The organism is Borrelia sp. HM (assembly GCF_019669085.1).
Taxonomy (GTDB): Bacteria; Spirochaetota; Spirochaetia; order Borreliales; family Borreliaceae; genus Borrelia.
Genome location: NZ_AP024401.1, coordinates 57,219 through 73,778, shown reverse-complemented (window position 1 = coordinate 73,778; position 16,560 = coordinate 57,219). Strand labels below are relative to the sequence as shown.

General features: G+C 28.6%; 18 protein-coding genes. 13 read left to right on the top strand and 5 right to left on the bottom strand.

The annotated features are described in order from the left end of the window. Window positions 1-8 precede the first annotated feature (8 nt). The 3 genes from K5563_RS00370 to K5563_RS00360 are packed head-to-tail and all read right to left on the bottom strand — an operon-like array spanning window position 9 to window position 2,642. On the bottom strand, window positions 9-476 hold the full coding sequence (locus K5563_RS00370) for a divergent PAP2 family protein (protein WP_221037040.1): 468 nt from the start codon (window positions 474-476) through the stop codon (window positions 9-11). A gap of 16 nt (window positions 477-492) precedes the next feature. Further along, window positions 493-1,731 carry an aminopeptidase gene (locus K5563_RS00365; RefSeq protein ID WP_221037039.1) on the bottom strand — a complete coding sequence of 413 codons (1,239 nt, stop codon included), beginning with the start codon at window positions 1,729-1,731 and terminating at the stop codon, window positions 493-495. Window positions 1,732-1,745: 14 nt separating this feature from the next. Then, on the bottom strand, window positions 1,746-2,642 hold the full coding sequence (locus K5563_RS00360; RefSeq protein WP_221037038.1) for an HAD family hydrolase: 897 nt from the start codon (window positions 2,640-2,642) through the stop codon (window positions 1,746-1,748). A 137-nt stretch (window positions 2,643-2,779) separates the two neighbouring features. Between K5563_RS00360 and K5563_RS00355 the strand changes: the two genes are divergently transcribed. The 5 genes from K5563_RS00355 (at window position 2,780) to K5563_RS00335 (ending at window position 7,795) form a co-directional block, all read left to right on the top strand. Further along, window positions 2,780-4,558 (top strand): aminopeptidase P family protein, encoded by a 1,779-nt coding sequence (locus K5563_RS00355; protein ID WP_221037037.1) that lies wholly within the window; start codon window positions 2,780-2,782, stop codon window positions 4,556-4,558. After that, entirely contained in the window at window positions 4,555-5,244 is a 690-nt protein-coding gene (locus K5563_RS00350; RefSeq protein ID WP_221037036.1) for a hypothetical protein, read from the top strand. The genes K5563_RS00355 and K5563_RS00350 overlap by 4 nt, the downstream gene beginning before the upstream one ends. A gap of 33 nt (window positions 5,245-5,277) precedes the next feature. Then, window positions 5,278-5,775 carry a peptide deformylase gene (gene def, locus K5563_RS00345; RefSeq protein ID WP_221037035.1) on the top strand — a complete coding sequence of 166 codons (498 nt, stop codon included), beginning with the start codon at window positions 5,278-5,280 and terminating at the stop codon, window positions 5,773-5,775. After that, the gene (gene fmt, locus K5563_RS00340; RefSeq protein WP_221037034.1) at window positions 5,772-6,701 is read left to right on the top strand and encodes a methionyl-tRNA formyltransferase; all 930 of its coding nucleotides are present in this window, start codon (window positions 5,772-5,774) and stop codon (window positions 6,699-6,701) included. The genes def and fmt overlap by 4 nt, the downstream gene beginning before the upstream one ends. Before the next feature lie 134 nt (window positions 6,702-6,835). Continuing rightward, window positions 6,836-7,795, top strand: a complete 960-nt coding sequence (locus tag K5563_RS00335) for a PASTA domain-containing protein (protein ID WP_255571097.1) — start codon at window positions 6,836-6,838, stop codon at window positions 7,793-7,795. 139 nt (window positions 7,796-7,934) lie between these two features. Here the strand turns inward: K5563_RS00335 and K5563_RS00330 are convergent, their stop codons facing one another. After that, window positions 7,935-8,654: a 16S rRNA (uracil(1498)-N(3))-methyltransferase gene (locus K5563_RS00330; protein WP_221037032.1), complete on the bottom strand. Its 720-nt coding sequence runs from the start codon at window positions 8,652-8,654 to the stop codon at window positions 7,935-7,937. A gap of 71 nt (window positions 8,655-8,725) precedes the next feature. On the opposite strand from K5563_RS00330, the gene trxA reads away from it, so the two are divergent. From trxA to secG, 8 genes are all read left to right on the top strand, one after another. Beyond that, a complete protein-coding gene (trxA, locus tag K5563_RS00325) occupies window positions 8,726-9,079 on the top strand; it encodes a thioredoxin (RefSeq protein WP_221037031.1) in 354 nt (117 codons plus the stop codon). Between the two features lie 91 nt (window positions 9,080-9,170). Next, complete coding sequence (gene ybeY / locus K5563_RS00320) at window positions 9,171-9,617, top strand: rRNA maturation RNase YbeY (protein ID WP_221037030.1); 447 nt, start codon at window positions 9,171-9,173, stop codon at window positions 9,615-9,617. Next, complete coding sequence (locus K5563_RS00315; protein WP_221037029.1) at window positions 9,617-10,393, top strand: hemolysin family protein; 777 nt, start codon at window positions 9,617-9,619, stop codon at window positions 10,391-10,393. The genes ybeY and K5563_RS00315 overlap by 1 nt, the downstream gene beginning before the upstream one ends. Beyond that, the gene (locus tag K5563_RS00310; protein WP_221037028.1) at window positions 10,390-12,381 is read left to right on the top strand and encodes a CDC27 family protein; all 1,992 of its coding nucleotides are present in this window, start codon (window positions 10,390-10,392) and stop codon (window positions 12,379-12,381) included. Before K5563_RS00315 ends, K5563_RS00310 begins: the two co-directional genes overlap by 4 nt. A gap of 73 nt (window positions 12,382-12,454) precedes the next feature. Continuing rightward, window positions 12,455-13,462 carry a type I glyceraldehyde-3-phosphate dehydrogenase gene (gene gap / locus K5563_RS00305; protein WP_221037027.1) on the top strand — a complete coding sequence of 336 codons (1,008 nt, stop codon included), beginning with the start codon at window positions 12,455-12,457 and terminating at the stop codon, window positions 13,460-13,462. A gap of 29 nt (window positions 13,463-13,491) precedes the next feature. Continuing rightward, window positions 13,492-14,670, top strand: coding sequence for a phosphoglycerate kinase (locus tag K5563_RS00300; RefSeq protein ID WP_221037026.1), 1,179 nt, complete (start codon window positions 13,492-13,494; stop codon window positions 14,668-14,670). A gap of 1 nt (window position 14,671) precedes the next feature. After that, window positions 14,672-15,436, top strand: coding sequence for a triose-phosphate isomerase (tpiA, locus tag K5563_RS00295; RefSeq protein WP_221037025.1), 765 nt, complete (start codon window positions 14,672-14,674; stop codon window positions 15,434-15,436). An 11-nt stretch (window positions 15,437-15,447) separates the two neighbouring features. After that, the gene (gene secG / locus K5563_RS00290; RefSeq protein ID WP_221037024.1) at window positions 15,448-15,804 is read left to right on the top strand and encodes a preprotein translocase subunit SecG; all 357 of its coding nucleotides are present in this window, start codon (window positions 15,448-15,450) and stop codon (window positions 15,802-15,804) included. Window positions 15,805-15,869: 65 nt separating this feature from the next. Here the strand turns inward: secG and ung are convergent, their stop codons facing one another. Next, window positions 15,870-16,541: a uracil-DNA glycosylase gene (gene ung / locus K5563_RS00285; RefSeq protein WP_221037730.1), complete on the bottom strand. Its 672-nt coding sequence runs from the start codon at window positions 16,539-16,541 to the stop codon at window positions 15,870-15,872. Window positions 16,542-16,560 lie beyond the last annotated feature (19 nt).

Sequence of the window (16,560 nt, the reverse complement as noted above, 5' to 3'; positions counted from 1 at the left end):
TTTGTTGTTTATATAATGCGATTACATATTACCCATGCAGAAATTATTCCAATAAGTATTCCTGTAACTACTTCTTTTTTTTTATGACCTTTAACTACTTTGATTTTTAAAGGTTCAATTTTAATTTTCAATTTTAATTTTTCTGACAGATCATTTAAATATTCTGCTTGAACTCCTGCCATATATCTAACACCAAAAGAATCTCTTATTGTTATTAACGCTACAGCAAGAGCAATAACAAAGTTAGTGTTTATTCCTTCTGTTATTAATATGGATGTCACAAGAGCTGTTACTGTAGAGGAATGACTACTAGGCATTCCTCCTGTTTCTAAGAAGATGCTTTTTAAAAGATATTTTGGACTCAATTGAAGTTTTCTTGTCCTCATTACTTGAATAGCGTATTTAATTATTTGTGCAACAATGCCTGAAATCAGACAAGATAAGAAAAGATTATTTGTAAATAACTCTTTTATCATAATTTGATTACTCCGTTTATATTACAAACTGTCCATTTTGTATTATTGTATGTTCTTTTCCTGATTTGTCAATGCCAATAACATTTATGTTTTTGCTGCCAATCATGAAATCTGTATGGATTAAAGATACATTACATCCATATTCTAGTTTTTTGGTGTCAGTATTTAATTGTTTTTCATTGCTTAAACAAGATGGATAAGCATTACCTAATGCAATGTGGCAACTTGCATTTTCATCGTATAATATGTTGTAGAATATAAGATTGCTTTGATATATTGGAGAGCTATTATCTACTAATGCAACTTCTCCTATATATTGTGCTTGTATGTCAGTTTCTATATGTTTTTTTAAGATATTTCTTGATTGGGCATTATCGCATCCAAAGTTAATTACCTTTCCTTTATGAAATTCTATCCATATTTCGTTTATTAGGTTTCCCATAATTGTTACTGGGCGAGTGGTATAAATAATTCCATTTGTTTTTTTATAGTTTGGGGTTGTAAAAACCTCTTGAGTAGGCATATTTGGATTAAATTCAATGTTTGTTCCTTTTATTTTTTCACTTCCCCCTGTCCAAATAGAATGTTCTAAGAGGTATATTTCCAGATTTGTTTTTTGATTTTTAAAAATTAGTTTTTCTAATTTAAGTTTATTTAGTATTTCGCATCTTTGATGGAGCTTTTTTGAATGGTCTTCCCAGGCCTTTATTGGATTTTTAGAATCTAGAAACATGATTTTTTTTTGAATCTCAAAAAATTCTTCCAATGTTTTTTGACCTTCAGGTTTATTTAGAATTTTTGCAGCCCATTTTGGCCCTGGAGCGCAGACTATACACCAGGATAATTCATTATTCATGATGGCACTTGAAATTTTTTTTGATGCTTGATTGAGTGATTTAAAGTATTTTGATATTTTATTACTGTCATTATTTTTAAAAGTATCTAAATTTTCTGTGTTATCAATGCGTATTTTTGCCCATTTTTCATTTACCATTTCTTCAAAGAGTTTATTCTTGAAAGCTGGAATAAACTCTAGTAGTTCTTCTTTTGAATATTTTAATCTTGCTTTTAAGATGTTAATATCTTCGATATTTAATTCTACATATTTTGCTCCATATTCATAAGCTTTTTCTGCCAGCATTCTTAAAAATTCATAATTTTCAATTGAACCTGTAATAAGTACACATTGACTTTTTTGTAAATTGATTCCTTTTAATATAATTAATTCTGCGTATTTTATTAAGTCTTTTTCCATATTATTCATAATTATTATGTTTGTACAGTAATTTCTAAAATATTATCATTAATATAGTGTGCTACAGCTTCATTATCATTAGTACCTATTATTTCTAAATATGATAACATTTTCTTTAGTCTATAATTTGCATTTCCCATTAATAATCCTTTTTTTACGTTTTCTAGCATGTCAACATCGTTAAATCCATCTCCAAATGCAATTGTTTCATCTAAACCAATATTGATGCTTTGAAGAACATCCTTTAATGCAGTTCCCTTTGAAACTCTTTTGTTAACAATTTCAAGTGAGTTTGGTGTTGATAAATAAACATTTATTTCTGTTTTATATTTTTCTAAAATGATTGCTTCATATTTGATTAACTGAGATTCTTCATCATGTAATAATAATATCTTTGCAATATTGTTAAAATTTTGCATTGTTCTAAAACTATTGACATAGTGATATTTGATACTTGTATCTTTTAATTCATGTGCTATATATTTATGTCTGTTTAATAATTCATGTTTTTTGAATATATTTTTAATTGCATCTTTAGTTATGTTATCAGCATAAAGTTTTTCATCTGAATCCTCAGATTTTTGTAAGAAATGCGGTATATCTTTGTATTGTTTTTCTCTCAGATCTAAAATCTCATCTACGATTTTAGGAGGTAGATCATAACTGCTTATTAATTGCCATTTATTGTTATATACTCTTGCTCCGTTTAATGTTATAAAGAATGAAACATATGAGCTTAAATCTTTTATAAGAGATATTATTTCATTTTTACTTCTTCCTGTTGCGATAATAAATTTTTTGTTTTCTTTTGTTAGATTTTTTATTACAAGTTCACTAAAAGCTCCTATTTGGCTTTTGGATAGCAAAAGTGTCCCATCAAGATCAGAAATAACAGCTTTTATATTTTTCATATTTATGTCCTTTGGTTTTACTCTTAAACTTAATTATAACAAATAAAAAAAAATTAAATAAAGAAATTTTTTAAAATTGAATTATTTGTTATAATTAAGTTTAAAATTGTTTTTTTAAGTATGAGGAGCTTGCTTTTATGGAGTTCAGTGTAAAAATATTATGTTTAAGAAATTTGATGATGAAAAATGATATAGATGCATATTTAATGACTAGTTATGATCCACATATGAGCGAATATTCTCATGCTAGATTTAATATTCGTGAATTTATGACGGGGTTTAAAGGAAGTGCTGGAACAGTAATTGTTACAGAAAAAGATGCACTTCTTTTCACTGATGGTAGGTATTTTTTACAGGCATCAAAAGAGCTTGAAGGAACCGAGTTTAAATTAATGAAGCTTGGAGTCAAGGGATATCCAGATATTTTTGAGTATATAAATACGAATCTTAAAGGATTAAGACTTGGTTTTTATGCTGAGGGTGTTAGTATAAAGTTTTATAATGATTTGGTTAAAAATTGTAGAAATACAGATATTGATATTTTGCATGAAGATTTGATTTCTGAGATTTGGCAGGATAGACCTAATCTTAAGAATAAAAAAATATTTGAGTTAAGTAATGTTGAGAAAAACTATAAAAGAGCAGATAAACTTAATAAAGTGAATGCAATACTAAATGCAAAAAATATTGATTTTTATATCATAAGCTCTTTGGATGAAATAGCTTGGCTTTTAAATTTAAGGGGTTTAGATATTGAATCATCGGCTTTATTTTATTCTTTTTTATTTATTGCTAAGAGTAAAAGATATAAGAATGTTCTATTTGTCAATGTTAGCAAACTTGATTCTAATTTAAAAGAAAGACTTGAGATCGAAAATTTTGATATAGAAGATTATTGTAATTTTTATTCATTTTTATCAAAAATTAAGCATGAAGGAAAATTTTTTATACCAGTTGATAGTAACGTTAAAATATTGGAAGTTATTGGGGAGTCAAATGCAATACTTGGGCAAAGTATTGTTAATGAATTGAAGGCGATAAAATCTGATTATGAGATTAATAAGATGAAAGAAGCTCATATTATTGATGCTGTGTGTTTGATCAAATTTTTATATAGATTTAAGAGTTTGACTAAGGATGATTTGTCTAAGTTAGATGAAGTTGATGTTGCTAATATGATGCTTGATTTTAGAGCTAAAAGAGAAGAATTTTTTAGCTCTAGTTTTGATTCGGTAGTTGGTTTTAAAGAAAATGCAGCTTTACCTCATTATAGTCCTGAGAAAGGAATGAAAAAACTTGATTGTAATGGATTGCTTTTAATAGATTCTGGGGGATCTTATTTTGAGCTTGGTACAACAGATGTTACAAGAACTATTTTGATTGGAGAAGCATCTTATGAAGAAAAAAAAGATTATACTTTAGTGCTTAAGTCTTTTATTACTCTTGCGTCTTTAAAATTTCCATTTGGGACTCTAGGCTCATCTCTTGATGGTATTGCTCGATTTCCTTTGCTAAGAGAAAAGTTGAATTTTGCTCATGGAACGGGCCATGGAGTGGGATTTTTTCTTAATGTCCATGAGCTTCCTGTTTCTATTAGTCCTTTGTCTGTTTATTCTTTTAAAGGTTCTGAAATTGTTTCAATTGAGCCTGGAATTTATCGAAATTCAAAATATGGAATTAGACTTGAAAATTTAGTTTTTGTAAAGCAAAGTTACTCTAATGAATTTGGGGCTTTTTTAGAGTTTGAAAATTTGACTCTTGTGCCTTTTGAAAGAGAGTTAATAGTCACTTCAATGCTTTCAAAAGATGAATTACAATACATTAATAGTTATCATGAATTTGTTTATTTTAGTTTGAAAGAATATCTTAGTAATGATGAACTGAAGTTTTTAGAAACATTAACTAGTAAAATATGAAATTTTTAAGCTTATTTATAATGTTTGTTACCTTAAGCTTTGTGCATTTATTTTCGCTTTCATCGAATATTATTTTCCAGGATTCTTATAAGAATGCGATGTATGAAGCCCAAAAGTTAAATAAAAATCTTTTAATATTAGTTGGAAGAGATGTTAAAGATAATTTAAAAAAGGATTTTTTAAATTCATTTGAGGATGATAATCTTTTGAATGCTATTGCTAAAAAAAATGTTTTTCTGATTATTGATATGAATAATGAAATTTTTGGTGAGATTAATTTAAAAAAGAGTCCTGTTTTGTTTTTTGTTGATTCAAAGAGTGAACAAGTTAAGGCTGCATATATTGGTTCTATTAAGAATACTGTTCAAAGTAATCAAGAGTTTTTAAATTATGCTCTAGGAGTTTCTCATTTAGACAATGTTGTTAAAAAAAAGAATAATTATGAAGTTAATACTTTGCATGATAAGGTTTTTTTTTATAAAACGTTTGATGGTAATTGGAGATTAAAAATGAATGGTCAAGACAAAAAACTCCTTCCTTCAAAAATAGAACTTAAAGAATTTTTAGTATTCAAAGATGAAAATGGAAGTAATCTTTATGCTTTTCCCAAGTCTTTAAAAGGTAGTATTTATTTTTCAGAAGCAGAGCATGAAGAATGGAAACTTTTTGGGCAAATAAAGTCTTAATTTTAGGTTAAGTTATTTTTAGGAAGTTTGTTTATGAAAATGGTTTTTTATCCTGATGATTTGCTTCGGGTAACTACAAAGTCAGTTTTAAATATTGATGATGAACTTAGAAATATTGCTTTTAAAATGTTAAATCTTATGGATGTTAATAATGGTGTTGGATTGGCAGCACCTCAAATAGGTCTTGATTTGTCTATTTTTGTGATCAGGGAGAATATTATATCAAAACCTTTAATTTTTATTAATCCTTTAATAACAGAAACTTCTTTTGAGCTTTCTGTTTATAAAGAGGGTTGTTTAAGTATTCCTGGAGTTTATTATGATCTCTTAAGGCCAAAGTCAGTTGTGATTGAAGCTTATGATGAGAATGGTAAATTTTTTAAGATTGAAAATTCAAATCTTTTAGCAAGGATTATTCAACATGAAATGGACCATTTAAAAGGGGTACTTTTTATTGATTATTATGAAGATAAGCTTAAAAATAAATTGTTGAAGTCCTATATGAAAAGAAGGAGGCTTGTTAAAGTTTGAGGATTTTCTTTGCCAGTTCTGATAATATTGCGTTGGAAGTTTTAAGGAAAGTTGCGGATCATTATGATGTGATTGGTGTATTAACTGCCCCTGATAAATCCAGTGGTCGTAGTTTTTCTTCAAGAGTTAATAAGATCAAGATCGAAGCTGTTAAGAGGAATATTACGGTTTTAGATCCTTTGGTACTTGATATTGACGTAATAGAAGAGATTAAAAAGTTAAAACCGGATCTTATGTTGGTTTTTTCTTATGGCAAGATATTTAGACAAGAATTTTTAGATATATTTCCAATGGGTTCTATTAATATTCATCCTTCTCTTTTGCCAAAATATAGAGGACCTTCTCCTATACAAACTGCTATTTTAAATGGTGATAATGTTAGTGGTATTACTGTCCAAAAAATGGATTTAGGGATGGATAGTGGTAACATTTTATCACAAAATCAGTTTGAGATAAAAAGTTTTAATACAAGTGCTGATCTTTTTAGTTATGTTTCTTTAAATAGTTTTCATCTTGTTGTAGAGGCTTTAGAAGAAATCAAGAAAGGGAATCTTGGAATTGTTCAAGATTCAAGTCAAGCAACATATTGTTCTTTTTTTAGTAAGCAGTATAGAGTCCTTGATTTTAATTTGAGTGCTTTTGAGATTAAGAATAGGATTAATGCTTGTAATCCTTGGCCTCTTGCAAGAGCTAAGCTTGGAAAAGATGAGATTATTTTTCATAGAGCTGATTTTTTACTTGCTGATGATTATAGTGATCAAGCCATAGGTAAAATTATTGCTTTTGATCCTAATCGAGGCCTTTTGGTAAAGACGGGGAATGGGATTTTATTATTGTTGGAGCTTCAACGAACTGGTAGAAATATTTTGGATTATAGGTCTTTTTATAATGGAAGTAGAGATTTAATAGGTCAAATTTTTTATTAAAAATTTAAATATAAGGAGATGATATGGTATTAGGTGGTGATAATAGGTCTCATAGTAAGTTATCGTGTTGTAATAGTCAAAATTTAAATAATAGTAGTAATTTGCATAAAGATAATAAAGATTGTGATAGAGAAATCCTTACTTTGCCTAAGTATATAGCTAAGGGCTTAATACTTATTATTTTTGGTTCTTTTATTATTTCGTTTGCAATATTTTTTATTTTTTTAAAAGGTAGCGATCTTGTTATTGTGCCAAATCTTATTGAATTTTATCTTGAGGATGCAATTGCTGAGCTTCAAAATAAAGAACTCATTCCTTATGTTGAGCTTAAATTTTCATCAACATCTCTTGATAAGGGGAAGGTAATAGATCAAAATCCTAAAGCAGGTACTGTTTTAAGACTTGATAGTAGGGTTAAGATTTTTGTTAGTAAAGGAGCTGTAGTTAATAAGATTGATAATTTTATTGGAAGAAATATTGATGATGTGCTTATTAATTTAAGGGCAGCTAATTCAACTAGCAATAATAGGATGCTTTATCATTTGTTAAAGCCTATTGAAGTTGAGAGTACTCTGCCAAGGGGAACAATAATTCAGCAAAAACCTTCTCCAGATACTAATATTGCAAGTCTAGTTGATCTTCAATTTTTAGTGAGCAAAGGTCCTGTAGAGAATGCTATTAAATATTTAAAAAATTATGTTGGGCTTTATTATAAAGATGCCATTATTTCTCTTTTAAATGATGAAATTGGTTTTGATATAAGTTTATCAACTGGAAGTGATTTTGGAATTGTTGTTTCCCAATCTTTGCCTCCGGGGAGTAAGGTTGAAAATGTAGATAAATTAACAATTGTCATTAATAAACCAAAGACTAATGATTTAGATATTTTCGGTATTTTGACTTATAAATTAGATACTTATCCGTCTAATGTAGATATGATGGTTAAGGTAAAGGATTCTAGTGGTAATCGTACTCTGCTTTATTCTTTTAGATCTAAAGGGGGACTTATTAAATTACCCTATGATGTGTTAAAAGGTTCTATAATTGAACTTTATATTTATGATAAACTTATAAATCAAACAGTAGTAAGCTGATACGATAGTATCAGTTAAATTGAAATGTCTATATGAAAAGAAGTTTACATTATGTAATTATTATTATAATGTGACACGGAATAGTTTTATAGTATATAAAACAAATAAGCCTATTCTAATCAATAACTTTTTTATATTATTAGTCATTCATTTTTGATGTAATAATAGTTGATGCTACGATTGTAGATGTCTCTGTCATTAAAATATTTGGTGAAATGTTGTAGGTGTTAAAATTATAATCTTTGATTAAATTTATTTCTTTTGTTATAAGTCCTCTTTCTGGTCCTATAATAACAATAGCATTCTTTGTATTTATATTGAGGTCAATTAATTTGTGTTTGCTTTCTCTTTCAAGTAATATTTTTGTTGAATCAGATTTTTCAGCTTCTATTTTTTTTAAAACTTCTTTTATGTTATTAAGGATTTTGACTTTTGGTATATAGGTAATGCCACCTTGCATGGCACCTTCTATTAAATATTTTTCATATTCTTTTTTTTGAAAAAGTTTGGAGCATGAATATGATTTTTCGCTAAGTAGAGCATTAAAAAAAATAAGTTCTGATATTCCAATACTTCCAAGGTGTTTAATTATTCTTTTTGCTACAATAGGCCTTACTAAGCCAATTATTACTTTTAATTTTTTTAACTTATTTGATTTTGCTATTTTATGATTTTCTTGAAAAAAAAGTTTGACATCTTTTTTGTATATGCATGAGTAAATGTGCTCTTTACCAATAATACCAAATTTAAATGTTTCGTTATTTTTAAGTTTTAATATTTCGGTAATGTGTTTTGCTCTTGTATCGTTAAGCACTATACCATTTTTAAATTCATCTAAATTGATTAGTATCAAATTCATTTCTATATCCAGCCTTATTAACTATATTTTATTTATGTTATAATAAAAAATCGACTAATTTAGGAGAAAATATGGTAATTAATTTAACTAATCAGGAATTTATTGATAAGGTCTTTGATTATCAAAATAATAAGGAATGGAGCTTTAAAGGTAGTAGACCTGCGGTCATTGATTTTTATGCTGATTGGTGTGGTCCATGTAAAATGCTTGCTCCGATTTATGATGAGCTTTCAGAAAAATATGTAGGTAAAGTTGATTTTTACAAAGTGAATACTGATAAAGAACAGAAAGTTTCTATGGCACTTGGTGTACAAAGTTTACCTACTATTCTTTTTATTCCTATTGGAGAAAAGCCAAAGGTTTCTGTTGGTTTTATTCAAAAAAATTCTTTTGAAGAGACAATAAAAGATTTGTTTAAAATTTAGCATTTTTCAGATATTGTAATAAAAACAATTAAAGTCTTATCTGTTTATATAATATTTTTTTTAAGTTATAATTATTCTAGGATATGGTAAATTGATAAAACAGGATTTAAGCTTATGGACAGAGGGTGTTGAGTTTAATCATTTGGATGCTTATTATAATTTTATTTTATCTGTTTTGGATTTTCTTTGTATTGAAGAATATGAAATTGCTGTTATCCTTTGCAATAATGCATACATTCAAAAGTTAAATAGTGAGTTTCGAAAAAGGCCTGAACCCACTGATGTTCTTTCTTTTAATTATCGTGAAGACAGTGGACGGCTAAGTCATAAAATACAAGGTGATCTTGTAATATCTCTTGAATATTTAGAGTTTAGTTCTTTAGAATTTAATGTTGAAATATGCAATGAACTTCAAAGAACTACTATACATGGTATTTTGCATTTAATAGGATATACTCATAAAACAAATGACTTTCAAAGTGAAGAGATGTTAATTATTCAGGAAAAAGTTTTAAGAGAAATCGGAAAGGTATTTTGATGTTCAAATTTTTGAGTTTTAAAAATAGAAAAGTAAAAGGTGGTGAGCTTAAAGATATTGATTCCAAGTCGAGATTTGAGACTTCTTTACTTAAGAATTTTAATTCTCTTAAAGAGACAATTGTTAAAGAAATCATGATTCCAAGAATAAGTGTAATTTTTGTTGATTATTATGGAAGCAAGGATGAAATTTTAAAAGTTGTAACATCTAGTAATCATTCAAGGTTTCCAGTTTATAGGGAAACAATAGATGATATTATTGGAATAATTCATACAAAAGACATACTTTTACATATGTGTAAGAAAGATTTTTATGACATAGATCTAAAAGATATTATGCGAAAAGTCATGTTCGTTCCTGAGAGTAAAAAGATTGATTCACTTTTAAAAGAGTTTCAAGAAAATCATATTCATATTGCTATTGTGGTTGATGAGTATGGAGGAGTTGCAGGACTTGTTACACTTGAGGATATTCTTGAAGAGATTGTGGGTGATATTCAAGATGAATTTGATAATGAGCTAGATGAAATAGTACCTCTTGAAGATGGTAGCTATCTTTGTACTGCTAGAGTTTTAATTGAAGATTTAAACGAGTCGCTTGGATTAAGTCTTCCAGATGGAGATTTTGATACTCTTGGGGGTTTTGTTTATGATCTATTTGGAAGAATCCCTTTAAAAAATGAAAAGATAGAATATAATAATTTAACGTTTACTATTAAGAATATGCATCAAAGAAATATTAAAGTAATAAAAATTTCCCAGAAGGAAGGTTTATGAATTTAAGCAGGTTTTTGGCAATATTGTTAATTTTTAATTTAAATTTTGGGAGTTTAATAGGTTCTACTACAACTGCAATAGAATATTATCAAAAAGCACAAACATATTATCTTATGCAAAAGTATTATGATGCTATTGATGAGCTTCTTGAAGCTATGAGGATTAATCCTAATTATTATGATGCGTATAAATTTATTGCAAAAATTTATTATCAGTTAAAGATATATAATCAGGCTCAATTTTTTATAGAAAAAGCCTATAAAATGTCAAATGGTGATACCGAATATAAAATTCTTTATGCAAATATATTGCTTAAGAATAATGGGACAGAACAGGCTAAAAAATTTTATTCTGAAGTTCTTTCCACTCAAAAAAATAATATTGATGCTTTAGTTGGGCTTGCTACAATATTTGAGACAGAAGGGTTACTTGTTGCAGCTGCTAATTATTATCTATCTATTCTTGAATATGATCAGGCAAATTATCATGCATTTGAACATCTTATAAATATTTATGAAAAATTGAATATGAAGGCTAAGGGTCAGTATTTAATAAACAAAGTTAGGAGCAATTTTACTTCTTTGCCAAGTTTTCATAAAAGAGTAACAGAATTTTCTATTAAAAATAACAATTTAGGAGTTGCTGAGAAATATGCTAAAAATTACTTAATGTTAGTTAAAACCACTTATCAGGACCTTGGTCTTGTTGATGCTTATCGTTTACTTGCTCTTGTTTATTTATATCAGTCTAAATATGAAGATGCTGTACATATTCTTCAAAAAGCTCTATTGCTTGAACAAAATTCCGATGAGCTTTATTATTTACTTGGCTATTCTTATTTAAAACTTGGTGAAGTTAGCGAAGCTGTTTTAAATTTGGAAAGGGCTAAGGATATGAAGAAAGATTTAGAGTTTTATAATATAGCTCTTGAGGGAAGTTTTTTTGTTTCTAATTTTAGGAGTTCTGTTCAAAAAAATAAAAAAATTAGTGCTAACATAGAAATTTCTAATAGATATGCAAATGAGGGACTTAAGGCTTTTAAAAGTTTGAATTTAAATAGAGCAATATTTAATGTAAAGAATGCTATTGAGATTTATCCTGATAATGATAATGCTAGGTTTTTACTTGCAAAAATTTATAAGTTTATGAAATTGGATATGATGGCTTATGAGGAGCTTTATTATTTAGTCGAACAAAGGAAGAGCACAGATGCTAAAATTTTGGATTTTTACGATACAGTTGCATTTGATATTCGAAGTTCTTTATTCTTTAAATATGGTTATAAGACTATGGGAGATTTGAATAAGCTTTATGATAATCAGACAGTTTATAAGATAGGTATTTTTACCCAAGATGAAAACAAGGTTTTTGGTGCAAATGATATGATTTTACGATATGCTGAGAGGATACTTGATCGCGATTTAAATATAGAAGTAGTTAATTATAAGTTTAATTATGATAAAAATAAGGATTATTTGGTAAGTAGTTTTTCTGAAGAATTTTCTTATGCAAGAAATAATAATCTTGATTTATTTTTAATGTTTGATCTTGATGTGGATGTTTTTAAAAATTCAGCTAGTTTAAAGGTAGATGTTTTTTCAGGTAAGACTGGAGTTAAGGTTCAGAGTTTTAATTATAATTCTGGAGGAGTTTTGTATTTAAGTGATATTTTAACTTCTTTTTATAGGGATTTTAATGATTATTTACCTAAGAGAGGCAAAATACTTAAGATTAATAAAGATGATGTTCTTATTAATCTTGGTTATTTAAATGATGCAAAGAAAGGTGACAAATTTTTAGTTCTTAAAGAGGGGTCTTTAAAATATAATAGTGATAGTTCTAGTTTTATTAGTTATAATAAATCAGATATTCTTGGTGAAATCTTTATTGAAGAGGTTAGTGATTATATTTCCAGGGGAATTTTAAGCTCACCTGCTCTTTTAAGAGATTATATTCAGGAAGGTTATACAGTCTTTATAAAAAGATAGTTTGACACTTGTAATTAATTTATTTATTATTTAATAATTCTAGTAGATAATAAAAAATAGACGGAGGATTTGTATGAAGCTAGCCATTAATGGTTTTGGGCGTATAGGTAGAAATGTTTTTAAAATTGCTTTTGAGAGAGGACTTGAAGTTGTTGCAATAAATGACTTAACAAATCCTAAGACACTTGCGCATCTTTTAAAGTATGATTCAACTTTTGGAATATATAATAAAAAAGTTGAAGCAAGAGATGGAGTAATTATAGTAGATGGTAAAGAGATAAAGATTATTGCTGAGCGAGATCCAAAAAATCTTCCTTGGGGAAAACTTGGGGTTGATGTTGTAATTGAATCAACAGGTGTTTTTTCATCAGCAACAAGTGATAAAGGTGGGTATCTTGATCACGTTGATCATGCTGGTGCTAAGAAGGTAATTTTAACAGTTCCTGCTAAGGATGAGATTAAGACAATCGTACTTGGTGTAAATGAGCATGAGATTACTTCTGATTTAAAATCTGTATCTAATGCTTCATGCACAACAAATTGTCTTGCACCTCTTGCAAAGGTATTACATGAGACTTTTGGTATTGAACAAGGACTAATGACTACTGTTCATGCTTATACAAATGATCAGAAAATACTTGATCTTCCGCATGCTGATCTTAGACGAGCAAGGGCCGGGGCTCTTTCAATTATTCCTACTTCAACAGGTGCTGCTAAAGCTGTGGGACTTGTTTTACCTGAACTTAAGGGTAAACTTAATGGTACTTCTATGAGAGTTCCCGTGCCAACAGGTTCTATTGTTGATTTTACAGTACAACTTAAGAAAAAAGATGTTACAAAAGAGGAGATCAATGCTGTGCTTAAAAAAGCATCAGAATCTAAAGAATTGAGTGGTATTTTAGGATATACTGAAGATCCAATAGTATCTTCAGATATTAAGGGAAACTCTCATTCTTCAATAGTTGATGGTCTTGAGACAATGGTTTTATTAGACGGTTTTGTTAAAGTGCTTTCATGGTATGATAATGAATTTGGATATTCTACAAGAGTAGTTGATCTTGCACAAAAATTAATTAAATAAGAGCTAAAATAATCTTGAGGTAATTATAAATGTCAATAAAAACGATAAAAGATTTTGACTTTTTAGGTAGACGTGCTTTAGTAAGATGTGATTTTAATGTTCCCTTAAAAGATGGGAACATTACTGATGATACTAGAATTAGAGCTGCATTACCCACAATAGAGTATCTTATAGCGCAAGGAGCCAGAGTTGTTCTGATGAGTCATTTGGGTAGGCCAAGAGGAGAGAAAAATTTTAAATATTCTCTTATGCCTGTTGCTAAAAGATTATCAGAACTCTTAGGTCAAGATGTTAAGATGCTTCCTGATTGTATAGGTAATGAAGTCTCTGCTGTTGTTTCTTGTATGAAGAATGGAGATGTTGTTTTACTTGAAAACGTAAGATTTTATAAGTCAGAAGAGGAAAATTGTAGTGATTTTGCAAAGAATTTATCACAAAATGGAGATGTTTTTGTAAACGATGCTTTTGGTAGTGCTCACAGAGCACATGCTTCTACAGTAGGGCTTGCAACTTATTTGCCAGCTGTAGGTGGATTTTTGATAGAAAAGGAAAATGAGTTTTTAGGAAAGATTTTAAAGAATCCGGAAAAGCCGTTTGTTGCAATAATTGGTGGTTCAAAAGTTTCCTCAAAAATAGCGGTATTAGAATCTCTTTTGCCAAAATCAAATGTTATGATAATTGGTGGCGGAATGGCATATACCTTTTTAAAGATCAAAGGATATAATATTGGGAAATCTCTTTTAGAAAATGAATATATTGATGTAGCTGCATCTTTTTTACAAAAAGCAAAAGAATTAGGTGTAGAAGTTATTTTGCCTCTTGATCATGTTGTTGCAAGTGATTTTGAAGAAGATTCTGTTCCTGAGTATGTTGCTTCTATTGATATTCCAGATGATAAAATTGGAATGGATATTGGTAATAAAACTTTAAAAAAAATTGAGGAATCTCTTGTTGGAGCAAAAACTGTAATTTGGAATGGTCCTCTTGGAGTTTTTGAGTTTGATTCATTTTCTAAAGGCACAGCAAAAGTTGCAGAGTATGTGGCAAATTGTTCTGGTATTACAGTTGTTGGTGGAGGGGATTCAGTAGCTGCTGTTAATAAGTTTAATTTATTTGAAAAGATAACCCATGTTTCAACAGGGGGTGGTGCTTCTCTTGAGTATCTTGAGGGAAAAATTTTACCAGGTATAAAAGTTTTGGAAAAATAAAATGAGAAAGATATTTTTAGCGGGAAATTGGAAAATGCACTATACAAGTGTAGAAGCTGCAAGTGTTGCTAAACAAGTTGTAGACGGAGTAAAGTATGTTAAGGATGATGTTGTGATTATGATAGCCCCCACATTTACATCTCTTTATAAAGTTTGTGAAGTTACTAAAGGGAGTAATGTTCTTCTTGGTGCTCAAAATATGTCTTATGAGAATAATGGAGCAAGAACAGGCGAAATTTCACCTAGTATGCTTTTAGAATTTGGAGTTGATTATGTAATCCTTGGTCATTCTGAGTGTAGAACTTATCTTGGCGATACTGATGAGGTGATAAATAAAAAAGTTCTTGCAGGACTTAAGCATCCATTTAAATACTTAATTATTTGTGTTGGTGAAAGTCTTAAAGAGAGAGAAAATAATAAAACATTAGATATTGTTTTAAATCAAGTTAGAAATGGATTAGTTTCTGTGCCTGAATTTGATCTTAATAGAATAATTTTGGCTTATGAGCCTGTATGGGCAATTGGAACTGGTAAAACAGCAACAAAGGAAGAGGCACAGAAAGTTCATAGGGCAATTAGGCTTGAGATTGAAGCTTTATATTCAAAGGCAGCAGCAGATAGTATTATTATTCAGTATGGTGGTTCTGTCAACATTAATAATGTTGAAGATCTTATGGGAGAAGAGGACATTGATGGAGCATTGATTGGTGGTGCATCTTTAAAGGCTGATTCGTTTTTAAGTATAATTAATAAAGTAGCCAAATAAAGGGGTTTATTTTGGAATTATTTAAGTTTTTAACATTTATATTTTTTATTATTATTTCATTTGTGATTATTTTACTATTATTATTGCAGGATGAACAAGGTGATGGTATTGGAGGAGGCATGTTTGGAGGTGGAAGCTCGTCTATTTTTGGAGCAAAGTCTTCAAGTATTGCTGTAGGAATTACAGCATTCTTCATTTCACTTTTTTTTATTTGTGTAATTATATTATCTTTTATTAATACCAAGAAAGTTGATGATAGTTTATTAAAGGACGTAAAAGTAAATGAGAAAAGTTCAACATTTTGGGATGATGCTACAGAGCAACATAAAGATAACAAAAATGAAGAAGAAAATAAAAAAAATAAATAGGTAATATAGTTTAGTTGATCATTTAAATGATTTATTTGTATTCTTTTGATTATTAGCAATCTGATCTACTGAAAGTTTATTGGGATTTTGTTATATTCTTTTAGATATTTTAGAGTTTTGCTAAAATGATTGGATCCTAAGAAGCCATTATTTGCAGAATAAGGAGATGGGTGGCTTGTTTCAAGAATTAGATGTTTTGATGTGTCGATTAATTCTTTCTTGCTTTTTGCAAAATTACCCCATAGCATAAAAACAATGTTATTTAAATTTTTTGAGATGATTCTTATCACCTCGTTTGTAAAAACTTCCCAACCTATTTCTTTATGAGATGACGGGTGACCTTCTTCTACTGTTAATATTGAATTTAATAAAAATACACCTTGTATTGCCCATCTTGTTAAGTCTCCATTTGGAATAGTTTTAATTTTTAAACTTCTCTCTATTTCCTTGAAAATATTTTGTAGTGATGGGGGAATTTTGACATTTGGATTTACAGAAAAGGCTAACCCATTAGCTTGTTGTTTGCCATGGTATGGATCTTGTCCAAGTATTACTACTTTTATGTCTTTAAATTGCAAAGAATCAAATGCATTAAATATTAGTTTTGGAGGTGGAAAAATTTTTCCTTTTTTTGTTTTATATTCATTTTTTATAAAACTTACAAGTTTTATAAAATATTCTTTACAAAATTCATCTTTTAAAATTTTTTTCCAAGAGTCTTCTATTTTTACTTCCACCATTCAATTATATAAGAAA

Bases quoted from the DNA above. Each gene is read 5' to 3' on its own strand.
- K5563_RS00350 (WP_221037036.1), top strand. From the start codon at position 4,555: ATGAAATTTTTAAGCTTATTTATAATGTTTGTTACCTTAAGCTTTGTG.
- K5563_RS00310 (WP_221037028.1), top strand. From the start codon at position 10,390: ATGAATTTAAGCAGGTTTTTGGCAATATTGTTAATTTTTAATTTAAAT.
- K5563_RS00360 (WP_221037038.1), bottom strand. From the start codon at position 2,642: ATGAAAAATATAAAAGCTGTTATTTCTGATCTTGATGGGACACTTTTG.
- tpiA (WP_221037025.1), top strand. From the start codon at position 14,672: ATGAGAAAGATATTTTTAGCGGGAAATTGGAAAATGCACTATACAAGT.
- def (WP_221037035.1), top strand. From the start codon at position 5,278: ATGAAAATGGTTTTTTATCCTGATGATTTGCTTCGGGTAACTACAAAG.
- K5563_RS00300 (WP_221037026.1), top strand. From the start codon at position 13,492: ATGTCAATAAAAACGATAAAAGATTTTGACTTTTTAGGTAGACGTGCT.
- K5563_RS00315 (WP_221037029.1), top strand. From the start codon at position 9,617: ATGTTCAAATTTTTGAGTTTTAAAAATAGAAAAGTAAAAGGTGGTGAG.
- trxA (WP_221037031.1), top strand. From the start codon at position 8,726: ATGGTAATTAATTTAACTAATCAGGAATTTATTGATAAGGTCTTTGAT.
- gap (WP_221037027.1), top strand. From the start codon at position 12,455: ATGAAGCTAGCCATTAATGGTTTTGGGCGTATAGGTAGAAATGTTTTT.
- K5563_RS00365 (WP_221037039.1), bottom strand. From the start codon at position 1,731: ATGGAAAAAGACTTAATAAAATACGCAGAATTAATTATATTAAAAGGA.
- K5563_RS00370 (WP_221037040.1), bottom strand. From the start codon at position 476: ATGATAAAAGAGTTATTTACAAATAATCTTTTCTTATCTTGTCTGATT.
- K5563_RS00330 (WP_221037032.1), bottom strand. From the start codon at position 8,654: ATGAATTTGATACTAATCAATTTAGATGAATTTAAAAATGGTATAGTG.
- K5563_RS00355 (WP_221037037.1), top strand. From the start codon at position 2,780: ATGGAGTTCAGTGTAAAAATATTATGTTTAAGAAATTTGATGATGAAA.